General features: G+C 71.1%; 16 protein-coding genes. 5 read left to right on the top strand and 11 right to left on the bottom strand.

Annotated features, from left to right (window positions below):
* Positions 1–2: 2 nt before the first annotated feature.
* Positions 3–1,706, bottom strand: a complete 1,704-nt coding sequence (locus tag MCHUDSM44219_RS27665) for a circularly permuted type 2 ATP-grasp protein (RefSeq protein ID WP_236695608.1) — start codon at positions 1,704–1,706, stop codon at positions 3–5.
* Between the two features lie 151 nt (positions 1,707–1,857).
* Between MCHUDSM44219_RS27665 and rpsT the strand changes: the two genes are divergently transcribed.
* On the top strand, positions 1,858–2,118 hold the full coding sequence (gene rpsT / locus MCHUDSM44219_RS27660) for a 30S ribosomal protein S20 (protein ID WP_048421483.1): 261 nt from the start codon (positions 1,858–1,860) through the stop codon (positions 2,116–2,118).
* 7 nt (positions 2,119–2,125) lie between these two features.
* Here the strand turns inward: rpsT and holA are convergent, their stop codons facing one another.
* Genes holA through MCHUDSM44219_RS27645 form a run of 3 tightly spaced genes read right to left on the bottom strand, consistent with a single transcriptional unit; the run spans position 2,126 to position 5,377 of the window.
* Entirely contained in the window at positions 2,126–3,079 is a 954-nt protein-coding gene (gene holA / locus MCHUDSM44219_RS27655; RefSeq protein WP_048421482.1) for a DNA polymerase III subunit delta, read from the bottom strand.
* Positions 3,048–4,556, bottom strand: coding sequence for a ComEC/Rec2 family competence protein (locus tag MCHUDSM44219_RS27650; protein WP_172506270.1), 1,509 nt, complete (start codon positions 4,554–4,556; stop codon positions 3,048–3,050). The genes holA and MCHUDSM44219_RS27650 overlap by 32 nt, the downstream gene beginning before the upstream one ends.
* Positions 4,553–5,377 carry a ComEA family DNA-binding protein gene (locus MCHUDSM44219_RS27645; RefSeq protein ID WP_048421481.1) on the bottom strand — a complete coding sequence of 275 codons (825 nt, stop codon included), beginning with the start codon at positions 5,375–5,377 and terminating at the stop codon, positions 4,553–4,555. The genes MCHUDSM44219_RS27650 and MCHUDSM44219_RS27645 overlap by 4 nt, the downstream gene beginning before the upstream one ends.
* Before the next feature lie 109 nt (positions 5,378–5,486).
* Between MCHUDSM44219_RS27645 and MCHUDSM44219_RS27640 the strand changes: the two genes are divergently transcribed.
* From MCHUDSM44219_RS27640 to MCHUDSM44219_RS27630, 3 genes are read left to right on the top strand one after another with little or no spacing between them, the layout of a single operon-like run.
* The gene (locus MCHUDSM44219_RS27640; RefSeq protein WP_053081408.1) at positions 5,487–6,152 is read left to right on the top strand and encodes a hypothetical protein; all 666 of its coding nucleotides are present in this window, start codon (positions 5,487–5,489) and stop codon (positions 6,150–6,152) included.
* The gene (locus tag MCHUDSM44219_RS27635; RefSeq protein ID WP_048421479.1) at positions 6,152–7,291 is read left to right on the top strand and encodes an acyl-CoA dehydrogenase family protein; all 1,140 of its coding nucleotides are present in this window, start codon (positions 6,152–6,154) and stop codon (positions 7,289–7,291) included. Before MCHUDSM44219_RS27640 ends, MCHUDSM44219_RS27635 begins: the two co-directional genes overlap by 1 nt.
* Positions 7,288–8,280 (top strand): acyl-CoA dehydrogenase family protein, encoded by a 993-nt coding sequence (locus MCHUDSM44219_RS27630; RefSeq protein WP_048421478.1) that lies wholly within the window; start codon positions 7,288–7,290, stop codon positions 8,278–8,280. Before MCHUDSM44219_RS27635 ends, MCHUDSM44219_RS27630 begins: the two co-directional genes overlap by 4 nt.
* A 3-nt stretch (positions 8,281–8,283) precedes the next feature.
* On the opposite strand, the gene MCHUDSM44219_RS27625 is transcribed toward MCHUDSM44219_RS27630, so the two are convergent.
* On the bottom strand, positions 8,284–9,090 hold the full coding sequence (locus tag MCHUDSM44219_RS27625; RefSeq protein ID WP_048421477.1) for an SDR family NAD(P)-dependent oxidoreductase: 807 nt from the start codon (positions 9,088–9,090) through the stop codon (positions 8,284–8,286).
* A gap of 31 nt (positions 9,091–9,121) precedes the next feature.
* On the opposite strand from MCHUDSM44219_RS27625, the gene MCHUDSM44219_RS27620 reads away from it, so the two are divergent.
* Complete coding sequence (locus MCHUDSM44219_RS27620) at positions 9,122–10,171, top strand: NAD(P)H-dependent amine dehydrogenase family protein (RefSeq protein WP_048421476.1); 1,050 nt, start codon at positions 9,122–9,124, stop codon at positions 10,169–10,171.
* Between the two features lie 2 nt (positions 10,172–10,173).
* Here MCHUDSM44219_RS27620 and MCHUDSM44219_RS27615 read toward each other — a convergent pair whose 3' ends face one another.
* Genes MCHUDSM44219_RS27615 through MCHUDSM44219_RS27590 form a run of 6 tightly spaced genes read right to left on the bottom strand, consistent with a single transcriptional unit; the run spans position 10,174 to position 14,207 of the window.
* Positions 10,174–11,013: a DegV family protein gene (locus MCHUDSM44219_RS27615; RefSeq protein WP_048421475.1), complete on the bottom strand. Its 840-nt coding sequence runs from the start codon at positions 11,011–11,013 to the stop codon at positions 10,174–10,176.
* 2 nt (positions 11,014–11,015) lie between these two features.
* Positions 11,016–11,762 (bottom strand): diglucosylglycerate octanoyltransferase, encoded by a 747-nt coding sequence (gene octT, locus MCHUDSM44219_RS27610; RefSeq protein WP_048421474.1) that lies wholly within the window; start codon positions 11,760–11,762, stop codon positions 11,016–11,018.
* Positions 11,752–12,429, bottom strand: coding sequence for a glucosyl-3-phosphoglycerate phosphatase (gene gpgP, locus MCHUDSM44219_RS27605; RefSeq protein ID WP_048421473.1), 678 nt, complete (start codon positions 12,427–12,429; stop codon positions 11,752–11,754). The genes octT and gpgP overlap by 11 nt, the downstream gene beginning before the upstream one ends.
* A complete protein-coding gene (gene rsfS / locus MCHUDSM44219_RS27600) occupies positions 12,426–12,806 on the bottom strand; it encodes a ribosome silencing factor (RefSeq protein WP_048421505.1) in 381 nt (126 codons plus the stop codon). Before rsfS ends, gpgP begins: the two co-directional genes overlap by 4 nt.
* Positions 12,803–13,435 carry a nicotinate-nucleotide adenylyltransferase gene (nadD, locus tag MCHUDSM44219_RS27595; RefSeq protein WP_082162427.1) on the bottom strand — a complete coding sequence of 211 codons (633 nt, stop codon included), beginning with the start codon at positions 13,433–13,435 and terminating at the stop codon, positions 12,803–12,805. Before nadD ends, rsfS begins: the two co-directional genes overlap by 4 nt.
* 43 nt (positions 13,436–13,478) lie before the next feature.
* Complete coding sequence (locus tag MCHUDSM44219_RS27590) at positions 13,479–14,207, bottom strand: GntR family transcriptional regulator (RefSeq protein ID WP_048421471.1); 729 nt, start codon at positions 14,205–14,207, stop codon at positions 13,479–13,481.
* Between the last annotated feature and the right edge of the window lie 74 nt (positions 14,208–14,281).

Genomic DNA, 14,281 nt, shown 5'->3' with positions numbered 1-14,281 from the left:
CCCTACTGCTGCTGCTGCTGTTGCTGTTGCTGTTGCTGATCCAGGGTGGCCGACTCGGCCTTGCCGTTGCGGCTGCCGTTCTTGCTCGCGGCGGCCTTGGGCAGCGAGCGCACCACCTCGGCCGCGCCGAGCTCACGGTCGGCCACCGAGGTGCGCGAGGCCAGCACCCACGTGTCCTTCGATCCGCCGCCCTGGCTGGAGTTGACCACCAGCGAGCCTTCCGGCAGCGCCACCCGGGTGAGTCCGCCGGGCAGCACCCAGACGTCGTCGCCGTCGTTGACCGCGAACGGGCGCAGGTCGACGTGACGCGGCGCCAGTTCGTCGCCGATCTGGGTCGGCACCGTGGACAGCTGCACGACTGGCTGGGCGATCCAGCCACGCGGATCGGCGTTGATCTTCTTGGTGATCGTCGCCAGCTCCTTGGGCGACGCGTCGGGACCGAACACGATGCCGTAGCCGCCGGAACCCTCCACGGGCTTGATGACCAGTTCGTCGACCCGGTCGAGCACCTCTTCGCGCTCCTCGTCGAGCCAGCACCGGAACGTGTCGACGTTGGCCAGCAGCGGCTTCTCGCCGAGGTAGTACTCGATGATCGTCGGCACGTAGGTGTAGACGAGCTTGTCGTCACCGACCCCGTTGCCGACGGCGCTGGAGATCACCACGTTGCCGGCGCGCGCGGCGTTGAGGATGCCGGCCACCCCGAGCACCGAGTCGGGCTTGAACTGCATCGGATCCAGGTAGTCGTCGTCGATGCGGCGGTAGATGACGTCGACCTGGCGCTCCCCCTCCGTGGTGCGCATGTAGACGGTGTTGTCGCGGCAGAACAGGTCGCGTCCCTCGACGAGTTCGACGCCCATCTGCCGAGCCAGCAGCGAGTGCTCGAAGTACGCGGAGTTGTAGACGCCCGGGGTGAGGACCACCACTGTCGGGTCGGCGACGTTGTTGGCGGCGGCGTTGCGCAGCGACCGCAGCAGGTGCGAGGCGTAATCCCCCACCGCGCGCACCCGGTGGGTGGCGAACAGGTTCGGGAAGACCCGCGCCATGGTGCGGCGGTTCTCCATCACGTAGGAGACCCCCGACGGCGACCGCAGGTTGTCCTCGAGCACCCGGAAGTTGCCCTGCGCATCGCGGATCAGGTCGATGCCGGCGACGTGGATGCGGACGCCGTTGGGCGGGACGATGCCGACAGCCTCCCGGTGGAAGTGCTCGCAGGAGGTGACCAGGCGGCGCGGGATGACTCCGTCGCGCAGGATCTCCTGCTCGCCGTAGATGTCGTCGAGGTACATCTCCAGCGCCTGCACACGCTGCCGGATCCCGCGCTCCAGCCGCGTCCACTCGGCGGCCGAGATGACCCGCGGCACGAGATCCAGGGGGAACGGCCGCTCCTGACCGGACAGCGAGAACGTGATGCCCTGGTCGGTGAAGGCACGGCCCAGAGCGTCGGCGCGGGCTTCGAGGTCGGCCACATCGGCGGGGGCCAGCTCGGAGTGGATGCTTTTGTACGGGCCGCGGACGTTGCCGTGCGCATCGAACATCTCATCGAAAGCCTGGGCGTACGTGCCGAGCTTGTTGTAGCCCCCGAAGATCCCCTCGTGGCGCCGGCCGGCCTTGGCGGTGCTGCGTGTGGCTCGTGCGGTTTCTGTCGGCAAAGGTCTCGTGCTCCTCCCGTACGCGTGCGTGCGCTCTGTGAACTCAGGCGCACGCATGCCATGCTGCAGCATTCCTGTCGTTTCGGCAGGCCAGTGGGCTCCGCTTTGGTCGATTTACCCGCTCGCTGCTAACCTGAACAGTCGCTGCCCCCGACAGGGCGCCCACAGACTCATCCCATTCAGCCGAGATTGTCGAAGGAATACACGCGTGGCCAACATCAAGTCGCAGGAGAAGCGGAACCGCACCAACGAGCGCCGCAGACTGCGCAACAAGTCGGTGAAGTCGTCGCTTCACACGGCGGTCCGTGGTTTCCGTGCGGCCGTCGATTCCGGCGACAAGGACAAGGCCGGCGAGCTGCTGGTCGCCACCAGCCGCAAGCTGGACAAGGCCGCCAGCAAGGGTGTCATCCACAAGAATCAGGCCGCCAACCGCAAGTCGGCGCTGGCCCGGGCGTTCAACAAGATCTGACCGCCCTTCACTCGCCGACCAGCGAGGCCACCTTGCGCACCGCGCTTTCCAACGCGTAGTCGGCATCGGCCGCCGCGCCCTTGACGTCGGCGTTGAGCGCCGCGACCAGGCGCAGCGCCTCGGCCACCGAATCACGCGACCATCGGCGCGCCTGCTTCTGCGCCTTCTGGACGCGCCACGGCGGCATCCCGAGCTCTCCGGCCAGCCGGTAGGGGTCGCCCGACAGCGGTGCGACCCGCGCGATCGTGTGCACCGCCTCGGCCAGCGCGTCGGCCAGCACCACGTGCGGTTCGCCGGCCATCATCGCCCACCGCAACGCCTCGGCGGCTCCCGCCACGTCGCCGACGACCGCCTTGTCGGCGATGTCGAACCCCTTCACCTCCGCCTTGCCGGAGTGATATCTGCGCACCGCGGCGGCGTCGACCGCGCCGCCGGTGTCGGCGACCAGCTGAGAGCACGCTGACGCCAGCTCACGCAGATCCGAGCCGATCGCGTCGATGACCGCGGTGACGGTGTCGTCGTCGGCCTTGATCTTCAGCGCCCGGAACTCCTTGCGCACGAAGTCGGCACGCTCGCCCGCCTTGGTGATGCGGGCACACGGGTGGACCTCGGCGCCGAGCTTCTTGAGCCGGTCGGCCAGCGCCTTGGCGCGGCCGCCGCCGGAGTGCACCACAGCCAGCAGCGTTCCCTCGGGAAGGTCGGCCGCCGCGTTCTCGATGACGGCGACGGCCTCCTTGCCGGCCTCGGCGGCTGACTCGAGCACCACCACGCGTTCGTCGGCGAACAGGGAGGGGCTGAGCAACTCGGCGAGCTCGCTGACGCTCACCTCCCCGGCGCGCAGGCGGTCGACGGGGACGTCGGCGGTGCCCGCCGAGGCGCGCGCCTGGCGCAGGATGGCCGCGACAGCGCGTTCGACGAGCAGCTCCTCGTCACCGAGGATGAGGTGCAGACCGGTGCTCACCGGACGATGGTGTCACGCCCGCCCGACAGCGCCCAACGCCACATGCCCAGTGCCACACCAGGGCCACGAGCACCGCCACGGCCGCGACGATCCCGACGCCCGCCAGCCCCGACGGAACCGGAACCGACGCGGCGGGCATCGCGGCCGCCCAGCCCGAGACCGCGGTCAGCCACCACACTTCCGGGCCGGTGAAGCGGATGAGCAGCTGCGCACCGGCGGGCCACAGCGGACCCAGCGCCGCGGCGGCCGTACCCACCACCGTGATCGGCGGGATCACCGGCGCGACGAGGAGGTTGGCCGCCACCGAGACCAGGCTCACCGAGCCCGATACACCGGCCACCAGCGGGGCGGTGACCAGCTGCGCGGCCAGCGCGACACTGACCGCGTCGGCCAGCGGGCGCGGCCAGCCCCGGCCGGTCAGCCGCCGCGACCACACCGGCGCGACGAGAACCAGCCCGGCGGTGGCCGACACCGAGAGTGCGAACCCGACGTCGACGGCGAGTTCGGGGGCACCGATCATCAGCACGACCACCGCTGCCGCCAGCGCCGGAAGCGCCTGCCTTCGCCGGTGGGTCAGGACGGCGAGCAGGGTGATCGCGCCCATCACCGCGGCGCGCAGCACGCTGGCCGACGGCTGCACGACGACGACGAAACCCGCCAACGTCAGCGCGGCGAGCACGACCGCGGCGCGCGGCCCGATCAGCGCGGCGGTGAGCAGCACCGCCCCGCACACGATCGTCACGTTGGCCCCCGACACCGCGGTCAGGTGCGTCAGCCCGGCGACCCGGAACTCCCGGGTGACCTCCGGAGGCACCGCCGACGTGTCACCCAGCACCAGCGCCGGCAGCAGCGCGGCCTGCCCGGCCGGCAGCACCAGGCGCACCGCGTCCGCGAACTCCGACCGCACGTGATGTGCGGCGCGGTGCATCAGCGCCGCCTCCCCGAAGTGCGGCCGGCCGGTCGCGGACAGCACCGCCACCGTCAGGTCCCGCCGGGAAGGCGGGCGGACATGCGCCCGGAACCCTGCGGGCCGGCCGGCCTGCAGTCCCGCATAGTCGGCACCGGAGGCGAACACCAGCACCGAGCCCGACGACGGCAGGCCATCGAGGCGCGCCAGCGTCGCGCGGAACATCACCCGCCCGCCGGCGAGCACTCGCGGTGCCTCATCCGGCGTCACGACGACCGCGGTCGCCGACCCGGCGTAAATCGACACGGGATGGTCGCGGACCTCGTCGACCCGCAGGCAGACCGCAACACCGAAGCCGCCTCCGACCAGCGCCACCGCTGTCACGGCACCGAGCAGCGCCCGGCGATCGGTCCCCCCGGCGCGCCGGCTGCCCGCCCACCACCCCGCCGCGACGGTCACGGCGATCGCGCCGGCCAGCGCGGCGAGCACGCCCGCGAGCGCCCACAGGATCCCCGCCGCGGTCACCGCCCACGCCGTCACCGCCGCGGGCACCAACCGCAGGTCGGTCATCCCGCGGTCACGAGGGTGCGCAGCTTGTCCAGGCGTGCCGGACCGATTCCGTCCACATCGCCGAGTTGGTCGACACCGGTGAAGCGTCCGTTGGCGTCGCGCCACGCCACGATCGCGGCGGCGGTCACCGGCCCGATGCCCGGCAGCGTGTCGAGCTGCTCGACGGTCGCGGTGTTCAGATCGATGACACCGGTTGCGCCCGAGGGTGTTTCGCCGATCGGCGCGCCGGGTGCGGGCGCCTGGCCGGACACCACCGAACTCCCCATCTGCGTCGGCCGGCCCGGCTCCGCCCCGATGCCCACCACGATCTGCTCACCGTCGGCGACCCGGCGGGCCATGTTCAGACCCACGACATCCGCGCCGTCCACCACCCCGCCCGCGGCTTCGAGGGCGTCGGCGATCCTGGCGCCCGGTTCGAGGGTGACCAGACCGGGGCGGTGCACCAGCCCGACCACGCTGACGATCACGGGTCCCGGGGCCTGCGGCGCGCCCGAGGGCGCCGGTGCCGCCGACGACACCATCTCCACCGGCGGGAGCTTCGCCGAGACGACCGCCGGTGGCCGGTCCCGGACCAGACTCACCACGGTCACGAGCACCGCGATGAGTCCGACGACGCCCAGCGCGAGGACACCCGCCCTGCCGGGATCGCCCCGGATCCGGGACAACATGGCCGCGGAGCGCCCCGGCCCGGGCTCGGGAAGCCAGCGCGACAGCGACGTCTCGGTGGCCTCGTCGTCTTCGGCGCCGGCGACCTGACCATCGCGGCCGGCGTCGGTCCCGAGGCGGCGCCGGAGCAGTTCGGCGGGCAGTTCGCTCGACATGTCGCGACGGTAAGCATCCGGGCCGACGGCGCCGGCGCACACAGCGGCTGCGCCGACGCGGTCTGTGGATGAACTCGGCTCTGGGGACAGCGGGATAGCATGACCGCATATGAACGGTCGAGCTCCGATGATCGCCGGTGCCGCGTTCGCGGTGCTGTACGCCACGGCCGTGGTCGTCCTGCACGCCCTGCCGGGCTCCGATCCCGCCGTGACCCGGGTCCAGGCTCTGCTGCTGACCTTCGCCACGCTGGCGCTCGTCGTCGTTCTCGCCGTCGCCCGCGACCGGCTCACCGGACCACCCGCGCACCTGTTCACGATCGGCTCCGCGCTGCTGGTCGCCCAGCTCTGCGTCGCGATCTGGTTCGCCGGCGGCCCGTCGCTGCGCCCCGGTCAGGCCACCGCCGGGACCGCCCGCGCCATCGAGGACGTCGGCTCCATGTGGCTGCCGGTGGCCACCATCGCCAACATCGCCGTGGCCGCACCGATCCTGTTGAGCGCCAACGAGGGGCGGCTGCCGCGGTGGCTCGGGATCATCGCCGCGGTGTTCACCGTCGAGCAGCTCATCGAGACGATCACCCTGATCGGACCGCCCGGCAGCTTCATCTCCCCCGGCGGTCCGATGAACCATTACCTCGGCGGCACGCTGTCGGTGGCGTTCGTCCTCGCCCTGGGGATCGCCCTGGCGACGCCGCCGGGAGAGGCCACCGACGACGCAGCGACCGACAGCGCAGACATCGAAGAAGCCGAGAGCACCGAAGAACCCGTAGGAGACTGATGGCGCTCCCCCGCCTGGTACCCCGATCCGGCACTGACCCGTCGGGCCCCGACGAGCTGCGGGCCGAGGTTCGCCGGTTCCTCGCCGAGCAACGCGCCGCGGGTGCCTTCACCCCGTCGGTCGACGCGTGGCTGTCCGGCTGGGACGAAGCGTTCACCGCGGCACTGGCCGAGCGCGGATGGCTGGGCATGACGGTGCCCGTCGAGTACGGCGGGCACGGACGCTCCTTCCTCGAACGGTTCGTCGTCACCGAGGAACTGCTCGCCGCAGGCGCCCCGGTGGCGGCGCACTGGATCGCCGACCGGCAGATCGTGCCGTCGCTGCTCAAGTACGGCACCGAGGCGCAGCGGCGGCATTTTCTGCCGAGAATCGTTGCCGGAGAATGCTTTTTCGGCATCGGCATGAGCGAGCCGGACTCCGGTTCCGATCTGGCGAGCGTGCGTACCCGTGCGGTGCAGGTCGACGGCGGGTGGCGGCTCACCGGGGCGAAGGTCTGGACGTCGGGTGCCCACCTGGCGCACGCGTTCATCGCGCTGGTCCGCACCGCGCCGGTCGATCCGGCGCACCGGCATGCCGGTCTGAGCCAGTTCATCGTCGATCTGCGCGGCCCGGGCGTCGAGATCCGGCCGATCCGATCGATGAACGGGGCGCACCACTTCAACGAGGTGATCCTCGACGACGTCTTCGTGCCCGACGACATGGTGTTCGGTGAGATCGGCGACGGCTGGCGGCAGTGCACCTCGGAGTTGGCCTTCGAGCGCAGCGGCCCGGAGCGGGTGCTGTCGACCTTCATGCTGCTACAGTCCGCCGCCGACGCGATGGCCGCCGGACAGCTGCCGCGGGACGCGAATCTGGGTCGGCTGGTGGGCAGGGTCGCCGGGCTGCACCAGATGTCGTCGGCGGTGGCCGATGCGCTGCAGCGTCACGAACCCGCGGAAGTTCCCGCCGCCGTCGTCAAGGTGCTGGGCACCACCACCGAGGGCGACATCGCCGAGTTCGCTCATCTGGCAACCGATCACACGATCGACTTCGCGGAGCTGGCCGCCGCGGCGGTGGACCAGCGGCCCGGTTTCACGATCAGGGGCGGGACCAACGAGGTGCTGCGCGGCGTGATCGCCCGCGGGCTGGGGATGCGATGAGCGCCCCGCACATCGAACCCGCGCTCGCCGAGATGATGGACGCGGTGTTCGCCGAGCACGGCCGCGACGCCGACCTGTGGAGCCGGCTCGACGACCTGGGTCTGGTCCGGCTCACCGGCACCGAGGACAGCGGGGGCAGCGGCGCGGGGTGGCTGGAGGCCGCCGAACTCGTCTCCGCCGCGGCACGCCACGGCGCCCGGATCCCGCTGGCCGAACACGATCTGCTGGCCTGCTGGCTGCTGGACAGCGCCGGGATACCGGTCGACGGCGCGCGGCGCACCGTGTGCCTGCTCGACGCGCAGGGCCGGGCCACGGGCGTGCCGTGGGCGTCGAGCACAGACCGGGTGGTCACGGTGTGGCAGCGCGGCGACGACCACGTCGTCGCCGACGTCGACCCCACGGAACTGTCGATCACCGCCGGCACCAACATGATCGGCGAGCCGCGGGACACCGTCACCGCCGACCTCGCCACCCTGTCCGGCGCCACCGTCACGGCCGGGCACGTCGCGACGCTGCGGCTCAAGGCCGCGCTGATTCGCGCCCTGCAGATCTGCGCGGCGCTGGACCGGGCGCTGGAGCTCTCGATCGAGCACGCGACGACGCGTGAGCAGTTCGGGCGTGCGCTGTCGAAGTTCCAGGCCGTGCAGCATCTGGTCTCCGACATCGCGTGCGAGGCCGCGCTCGCCCGCTCGGCCACCGAGGCGGCGCTGTCGGCCGCCGTCGGCTCCGACTGGTCGGCTCCGAACCTGGAATTCCTTGTCGCATCTGCCCGGTCGTGCGCCGGCCACGCGACGTCGGTGGTGGTGCGCAACGCCCATCAGGTGCACGGCGCCATCGGCACCACCAGCGAGCACCGACTGCACGCCTTCACCAGGGCGGCGCTGGCCTGGCGTTCGGAGTTCGGCTCGATGCGGCACTGGGACGACCTGCTCACCGACATGACGTTGCACGCCGGCCCGGACGGTCTCTGGGCGCTGATCGCGCCCTGACCCTCACCGCACGATCACCGAACTGGGTTCGCGCGGAGCGCCGAGCATCTCCCGGTGCGACGGCGGGATGCGACCGTCGGCGTCAGTCAGTCCGTAGGTGCGGGCCAGTTCGGCGCCGATCACGGTGCGTCCGCTCACTTCGTCGAGATCGGGATCGGCGAACAGCGCATCGATGAGATAGCCGGTGAACTCTGGGGTTTCGGCTTGCCCAGCGAAGTCGGCGAGGGCATCGGGCTTTCCGTCGAAGGCGCGCCGCAGCCGCTCGGTGAGCAGGATGCCCATCCAGATCGACACCGTCGCCACCCCGGTGCCGCGGAAGTCGACGGCCATGTCCGCGGCCATCTTGTCGACGCCGGCCTTCTGCGCGCCGTAGGCCGGCCCGTGCATGTAGCACACCGACCCCGGTGAGGAGGTGAACGCGATCAGCGCCCGCTCTCGCGCGGTGAGCAGCGGAGCGGCGTACCACGACGCGATATAGGAGGACCGCAACCCGACGTCGAGCACGTCGGCCAGGCCACGCGGCTTCCGCCAGAACGGTTCCGGCCCCACCAGGTCATCGGAGATCACCGCGGCGTTGTTGACCAGCAGGTCCAGCCGGCCGGCCTCGTCCCCGACCCGCTCGAACAGCGCCCCGACGGCGTCGTCGTCGTGATGATCCACCCGCACCCCGACCCCCCAGCCGGGATCCTCGTCGATGCTGCGGCCGGTGCCGTACACCCGCCATCCGCGGGCGGCCAGCGCGATGGCGATGCCGCGGCCCGCACCGCGACTGGCACCGGTCACGACAGCCACGAGCGTCGAGTCAGTCATCTGGCCACCTTAGAGGCGGTAGGTTGACGCCATGCCGACCCAGCAACCTCTGCGCGTCATCCAGTGGACCACCGGCAACATCGGTCGCCGCTCGCTGCACGCGATCATCGGCCGCGACGACATGGAACTCGTCGGGGTCTATGCGCACGGCGCGGACAAGGTCGGTGTCGACGCGGCCGAACTCGCCGGGTGGCCGGAACCGACCGGGGTCCGCGCGACGAACGACATCGAGGAGCTCGTGGCGCTGAAGCCCGACGCGTGCTGCTACAACCCGCTCTGGCCGAGCATCGACGAGCTGGTCCGCCTGCTGGAGTCCGGCGTCAACGTGTGTACGTCGGCCGCGTGGATCACCGGCGGCAAGCAGTCACCCGAAGATCTGCACCGCATCCGAACCGCTTGCGAGCGAGGTGATTCGACGATCTTCGGCAGCGGCGCACATCCGGGCATGTCGAACCTGGTGGGCATGGTCCTCAGCGGTGCCTGCGAGCGCGTCGACGAGATCCGCATCACCGAGTCGGTGGACTGCTCCACCTACGAGTCGGCCGGGACCCAGACCGCGATGGGTTTCTCCCAGGATCCCGACACCCCGGGCTTGGCCGAGAGCGTGCGCCGCGAGAGCGAGGTGTTCGCCGAATCGGCCGCCATGATGGCCGACGCCATCGGCGCGACCCTGGACCGGATGACCTTCGACGTGACGTTCACCGCCGCAACCGGGGACAGCGACCTCGGTTTCATGACGATCCCCGAGGGCACCGTCGCCGGGGTGATGGGCTATCACCGCGGCTGGGTCGGCGAACGCAACGTGGTCAGCGTCGGGTTCAACTGGATCATGGGTCAGCACGTCACCCCGCCCAAGCCCCTCGAGCACGGCCACGTCGTGCAGGTGTTCGGGATACCCAACATGCGCACCGTCGTGCACTGCCTGCCGCCCAGGGACTGGACCGAACCGGGGTTCATGGGGTTGGGCATGATCTACACCGCGATGCCGGTGACCAACGCGGTACCCGCCGTCGTCGCCGCGCCGCCGGGCATCGTCACGCTGGCCGACCTGCCGCCGATCACCGGCCGCGCGGCGGTCTGACCTCAGCGCGCGGCGACCTGCACGGCCACCCCGACCGCTCCGGAACCCACGTGGACCGACAGCACCGGACCCATGTCGGCGACGGTCAGCGAGGTCAACTGCGGAAGCCGTTGTGTCAGTGCGGCGCCCAGCTCGTCTGCGGCGTCGTGGTTGTCGACGTGGTGCACCACCAGGTCGGCAGGCGCCTCACCCACGACATCGACCACCCGGTCCACCAGCGCGGCGTGCGCCTTGCTCACGGTGCGGATGCGCTGATCGAGCACCAGCCGGCCGTCGACATCCAGGCGCAGCAGCGGTTTGAGCGACAGTGCGGTGCCCAGCCACGACGACGCGGTGCCGATGCGCCCACTGCGGCGCAGATTGTCCAGCCGGTGCACGACGAGGAACACGTGTGAGCGCGCCCGGGCGGCGCGGGCGGCCGCCTCCACGGCGTCGAGGTCCCCGCCCGCGGCCGCGCAGCGGGCCGCCTCACCGGCGATGAACCCGACGCCCATCGCCGCCGAGCGCGAATTCACCACGCGCACCGATGATCCGAACTCTCGCGCGGCCGTGACCGCCGCACTGTAGGTGCTCGACAGCGCGGCCGACAGATGCACCGCGACCACGCCGTCGCCGCCGCTGTCGGCCATCGCCTGCCGGTACGTCTCCTCCAGGTCGGCCGGGCTGGCCCCCGCCGTGGTCACCTTGGGTCGGTCCTGGATGTCGTAGGGGATCTCGTCCACGCCGTCGCGCAGATCGTCGCCGTCGACGAGGACGTGCAACGGCACCTCGCGGATGTTCCAGCGCTTCTCGTCATCCACGCCCAGCCGCGACGACGAGTCGCTGACCACCACCACCGGCACGGTCAGCTCCGCGAATCCGACACGGACACACCGGCTTCGGCGAGAGCCTTGACCATCAGCCCGGCGACCGCCTCGTGGGCCTCGAAGTTCCAGTGGATGCCGTCGGGGTTCCCCCGCCCGCTCAGCACGTGTTCGGCGACCGCGGCTTTGAGATCCACGAGCGGCACCCCGTGTTCGCCCGCCCAACGGGTGATGGCCGCCACGGTGCCGGCCCTGCCGTGGTGGGCCTTGCCGTAGGTCGCGGCGATGTGCACCGAGGGCAAAGACGCCACGACCGGAATCCCGGGCCGGTTGAAATCGATGGCTGCCCTGGTCATCTCGAGGTACTCGACCGTCAAATGCGGGGGCAGCGCGGCGCGGGCGATCGGCGAGAGGCGAGGTTGCGCCCACGCGTAGCCGTCGCGCACCCAGCGCCGCACCCACGGCGGCCGCACGTACCGGATCAGTTCCCGCAGCGCCGTCGGCAGCGGCGAGGGTAGCGAGTCCATGCCCGAGGTCGCGAAGATCACCGCACCGGCGCGTGGCAGCGCCGCCCACGACCGTGGGTCCTGCGTCGCGGCCCACCACACGTCACGGCTGGTCCAACCGATCCGGCCGATCAGCTCGATGTCCCAATCCAGATGCTCGGCAACGATATTCGGCCAGATGCGCGGATCGTCGGCGGGCAGGCCGCCGGTCGGGCCGTAGTAGGACAGCGAGTCGCAGAAGATCAGCAGGGTTCTGCGGCCGGAGTCCGCCTCAGAGGACATCGTTGGCGACCTGCGCCGAGGCGTTCCACACGTCGAGGCGCCAGCGGATGTCGTCGAACTGTCCGGCCATCCCGCCGGGACGGGTGTGCCCGGCCAGCTGCACCCAGCTCGCGTTGCCCATACCGCCCAGCACGGGCCAGTTGTCGACCGGCAGGTGCAGCAGCGCCGCGGTCAGCGCCGCGATCAGGCCGCCGTGCGCCACCAGCACGACCGGTCGATCCGGATCCTCGACGCCCCACTCCGGTTGACCGGCGACGAGTTCGCGCACCAGCGGCAGACTGCGGTCGGCGACGTCGACCCGGCTCTCGCCGCCGTGCGGGGCCCAGCGCGCGTCCTCCCGCCAGGCCAGCCGGGCGCCGGGGGCGACGTCGTCGACCTCCAGGTGCGTCATCCCCTGCCAGTCCCCGAGATGTGTCTCACGCAGCCGGGCGTCGATGTTCACCGGCTGACCGCAGCGGTCACCGAGAGCGACCGCGGTGTCCAGCGCCCGCCGCAGATCCGACGAGATGATCAGCAGCGGTTGACGTTTGGCGAGTACCTCGGCGGCGGCCACGGCCTGCTCACGACCCAGATCGGAGAGCTCGGTGTCCAGCTGACCCTGCATCCGGCTGCCGGCGTTGAACTCGGTCTGGCCGTGCCGCAGCATCACCAGCCTACGGATCGTCATGCGCCGTCCTCGGCCGCGCCGTCGAGATCGACGGGCACCAGCGGGCAGTCGCGCCACAACCGGTCCAGGGCATAGAAGTTGCGCTCGTCCTGATGCTGGATGTGCACCACCACGTCGACGTAGTCCAGAAGGGTCCACCGGCCTTCGCGGGTGCCCTCACGCCGCGCCGGCTTGTACCCGGCCCGGCGCATCTTCTCCTCGACCTCGTCGACGATCGCGTTGACCTGGCGTTCGTTGGACGCCGAGGCGATGACGAAGCAGTCGGTGATGACGAGCTGGTCGGACACGTCGATGACGACGACGTCGTCGGCCAGCTTGGCCGCGGCCGCGCGCGCGGCGACCTCGGCCATACGGATGGCTTCTGCTGTGGCGGTCAGGGGCGGTCTCCTTCGGTGGGGCGGTGATAGAGGTTTCTCTTCGAGACGTACTGCACGACGCCGTCGGGCACCAGATACCAGATCGGGCGAGACGTCTCGGCGCGTTCCCGGCAGTCGGTGGAGGAGATGGCCAGCGCGGGCACTTCCACCAGGTGCAGCGCGTCGGCAGGCAGCTCGGCCATGGCGGCGGAGATGTGCTTGCCGTCGAGCTCGTAACCGGGCCTGCTGACCCCGACGAAGCGCGCGATGGAGAACATCTCCTCCCAGTTCTGCCACGACAGGATCGACGCCAGCGCGTCCGCGCCGGTGATGAAGTACAGATCGGCATCGGGGTTGAGTGTCCGCAGGTCCCGCAGCGTGTCCTTGGTGTAGGTGGCCCCGCCGCGATCGATGTCGACGCGGCTGACCGAGAAGCGGGGGTTGGACGCGGTGGCGATGACGGTCATCAGGTAGCGGTCCTCGGCGGCCGTCACCGGCCTGCTGCGCTTCTGCCACGGCTGCCCGGTCGGGACGAAGACCACCTCGTCGAGGTCGAACAGGTCCGCCACCTCGCTGGCCGCGACCAGGTGCCCGTTGTGGATGGGGTCGAAGGTCCCGCCCATCACCCCGAGACGCCGTCGCGATTGCACGAATAGCGAGCTTACGGGACCGAAAACGAGCCCGCGGGTGCGCTCAGACCGACGACAGCCGGTCCGCGCCCAGATCCTCCGAGACCTCGAACGACGCCCGGTCGGCCCGGTAGACGTCGCGCGCGTACTCCACGCACCGGCCCTGCACGTCGCGGGTACTGCGCGTGAGCAGGGTGCCGGCCGACCCGGCGCGCACACCCAACTGCACGCTCGATGCGTCGTCGAGCACGATCGACTCCAGCACGGCCGTCGACCGGGCCAGCTCGATCCCGTAGCGCGAACGCAGCAGTGCCCACAGCGATCCGTCGTCGGGCTCGGTGAGTATCCCGGGGGTCAGCTCAGCCGGCAGGAACGTGGTCTCCAGCGCGAACGGCACGTCGTCCACGCTGCGCAGCCGGTGAAAGACGTGCACGGCCGCACCGTCGGGCAGGTCCAGTGCGCGGCGGACGGCGGGCTTGGCGATCTGGTGCTCGGCCCACAGCAGCTTGGCGGCCGGCCGGCGGCCCATCCGGGCGACCTCCTCGGAGAAGCTGCCGACATGGAAGCGGACCCGCGGCTCGGCGACGAACGTGCCGCGCGGCGGCTTGCGGTACACCGCACCTTCGCTCTCCAACAGAGACAGCGCCTGGCGCGCGGTCATCCGGCTCACGCCGTGCTGTTCGGCGAGCTCACGCTCCGACGGCAACAGCGTGTGCGGGCCCAACTGCTCGGTGGCGATCCGGTCGCGGACGTCCGCGGCGATCGACATGTAGAGCGGCGTGCCGGAAGCCATCCCAGCAGCGTAGTCGCGCGGAGGGGCCGCGGGCGTACATGACGGCCAGGTAAAAGATGCCCCCGTGGCGTTGA

Origin of the sequence: Mycolicibacterium chubuense, assembly GCF_001044255.1 — a bacterium.
Lineage (GTDB): Bacteria > Actinomycetota > Actinomycetes > Mycobacteriales > Mycobacteriaceae > Mycobacterium > Mycobacterium chubuense.
The sequence above is the reverse complement of the archived record's forward strand: the minus strand, read 5'-3'. Positions and strand labels throughout refer to the sequence as shown.

Excerpts from the sequence above, each read along its gene's own strand:
- MCHUDSM44219_RS27665 (WP_236695608.1), bottom strand. The coding sequence starts at position 1,706 with ATGCGTGCGCCTGAGTTCACAGAGCGCACGCACGCGTACGGGAGGAGC.
- MCHUDSM44219_RS27620 (WP_048421476.1), top strand. The coding sequence starts at position 9,122 with ATGCCGACCCAGCAACCTCTGCGCGTCATCCAGTGGACCACCGGCAAC.
- MCHUDSM44219_RS27590 (WP_048421471.1), bottom strand. The coding sequence starts at position 14,207 with ATGGCTTCCGGCACGCCGCTCTACATGTCGATCGCCGCGGACGTCCGC.
- MCHUDSM44219_RS27645 (WP_048421481.1), bottom strand. The coding sequence starts at position 5,377 with ATGTCGAGCGAACTGCCCGCCGAACTGCTCCGGCGCCGCCTCGGGACC.
- MCHUDSM44219_RS27635 (WP_048421479.1), top strand. The coding sequence starts at position 6,152 with ATGGCGCTCCCCCGCCTGGTACCCCGATCCGGCACTGACCCGTCGGGC.
- octT (WP_048421474.1), bottom strand. The coding sequence starts at position 11,762 with ATGTCCTCTGAGGCGGACTCCGGCCGCAGAACCCTGCTGATCTTCTGC.
- MCHUDSM44219_RS27630 (WP_048421478.1), top strand. The coding sequence starts at position 7,288 with ATGAGCGCCCCGCACATCGAACCCGCGCTCGCCGAGATGATGGACGCG.
- gpgP (WP_048421473.1), bottom strand. The coding sequence starts at position 12,429 with ATGACGATCCGTAGGCTGGTGATGCTGCGGCACGGCCAGACCGAGTTC.
- MCHUDSM44219_RS27625 (WP_048421477.1), bottom strand. The coding sequence starts at position 9,090 with ATGACTGACTCGACGCTCGTGGCTGTCGTGACCGGTGCCAGTCGCGGT.
- MCHUDSM44219_RS27650 (WP_172506270.1), bottom strand. The coding sequence starts at position 4,556 with ATGACCGACCTGCGGTTGGTGCCCGCGGCGGTGACGGCGTGGGCGGTG.
- MCHUDSM44219_RS27640 (WP_053081408.1), top strand. The coding sequence starts at position 5,487 with ATGAACGGTCGAGCTCCGATGATCGCCGGTGCCGCGTTCGCGGTGCTG.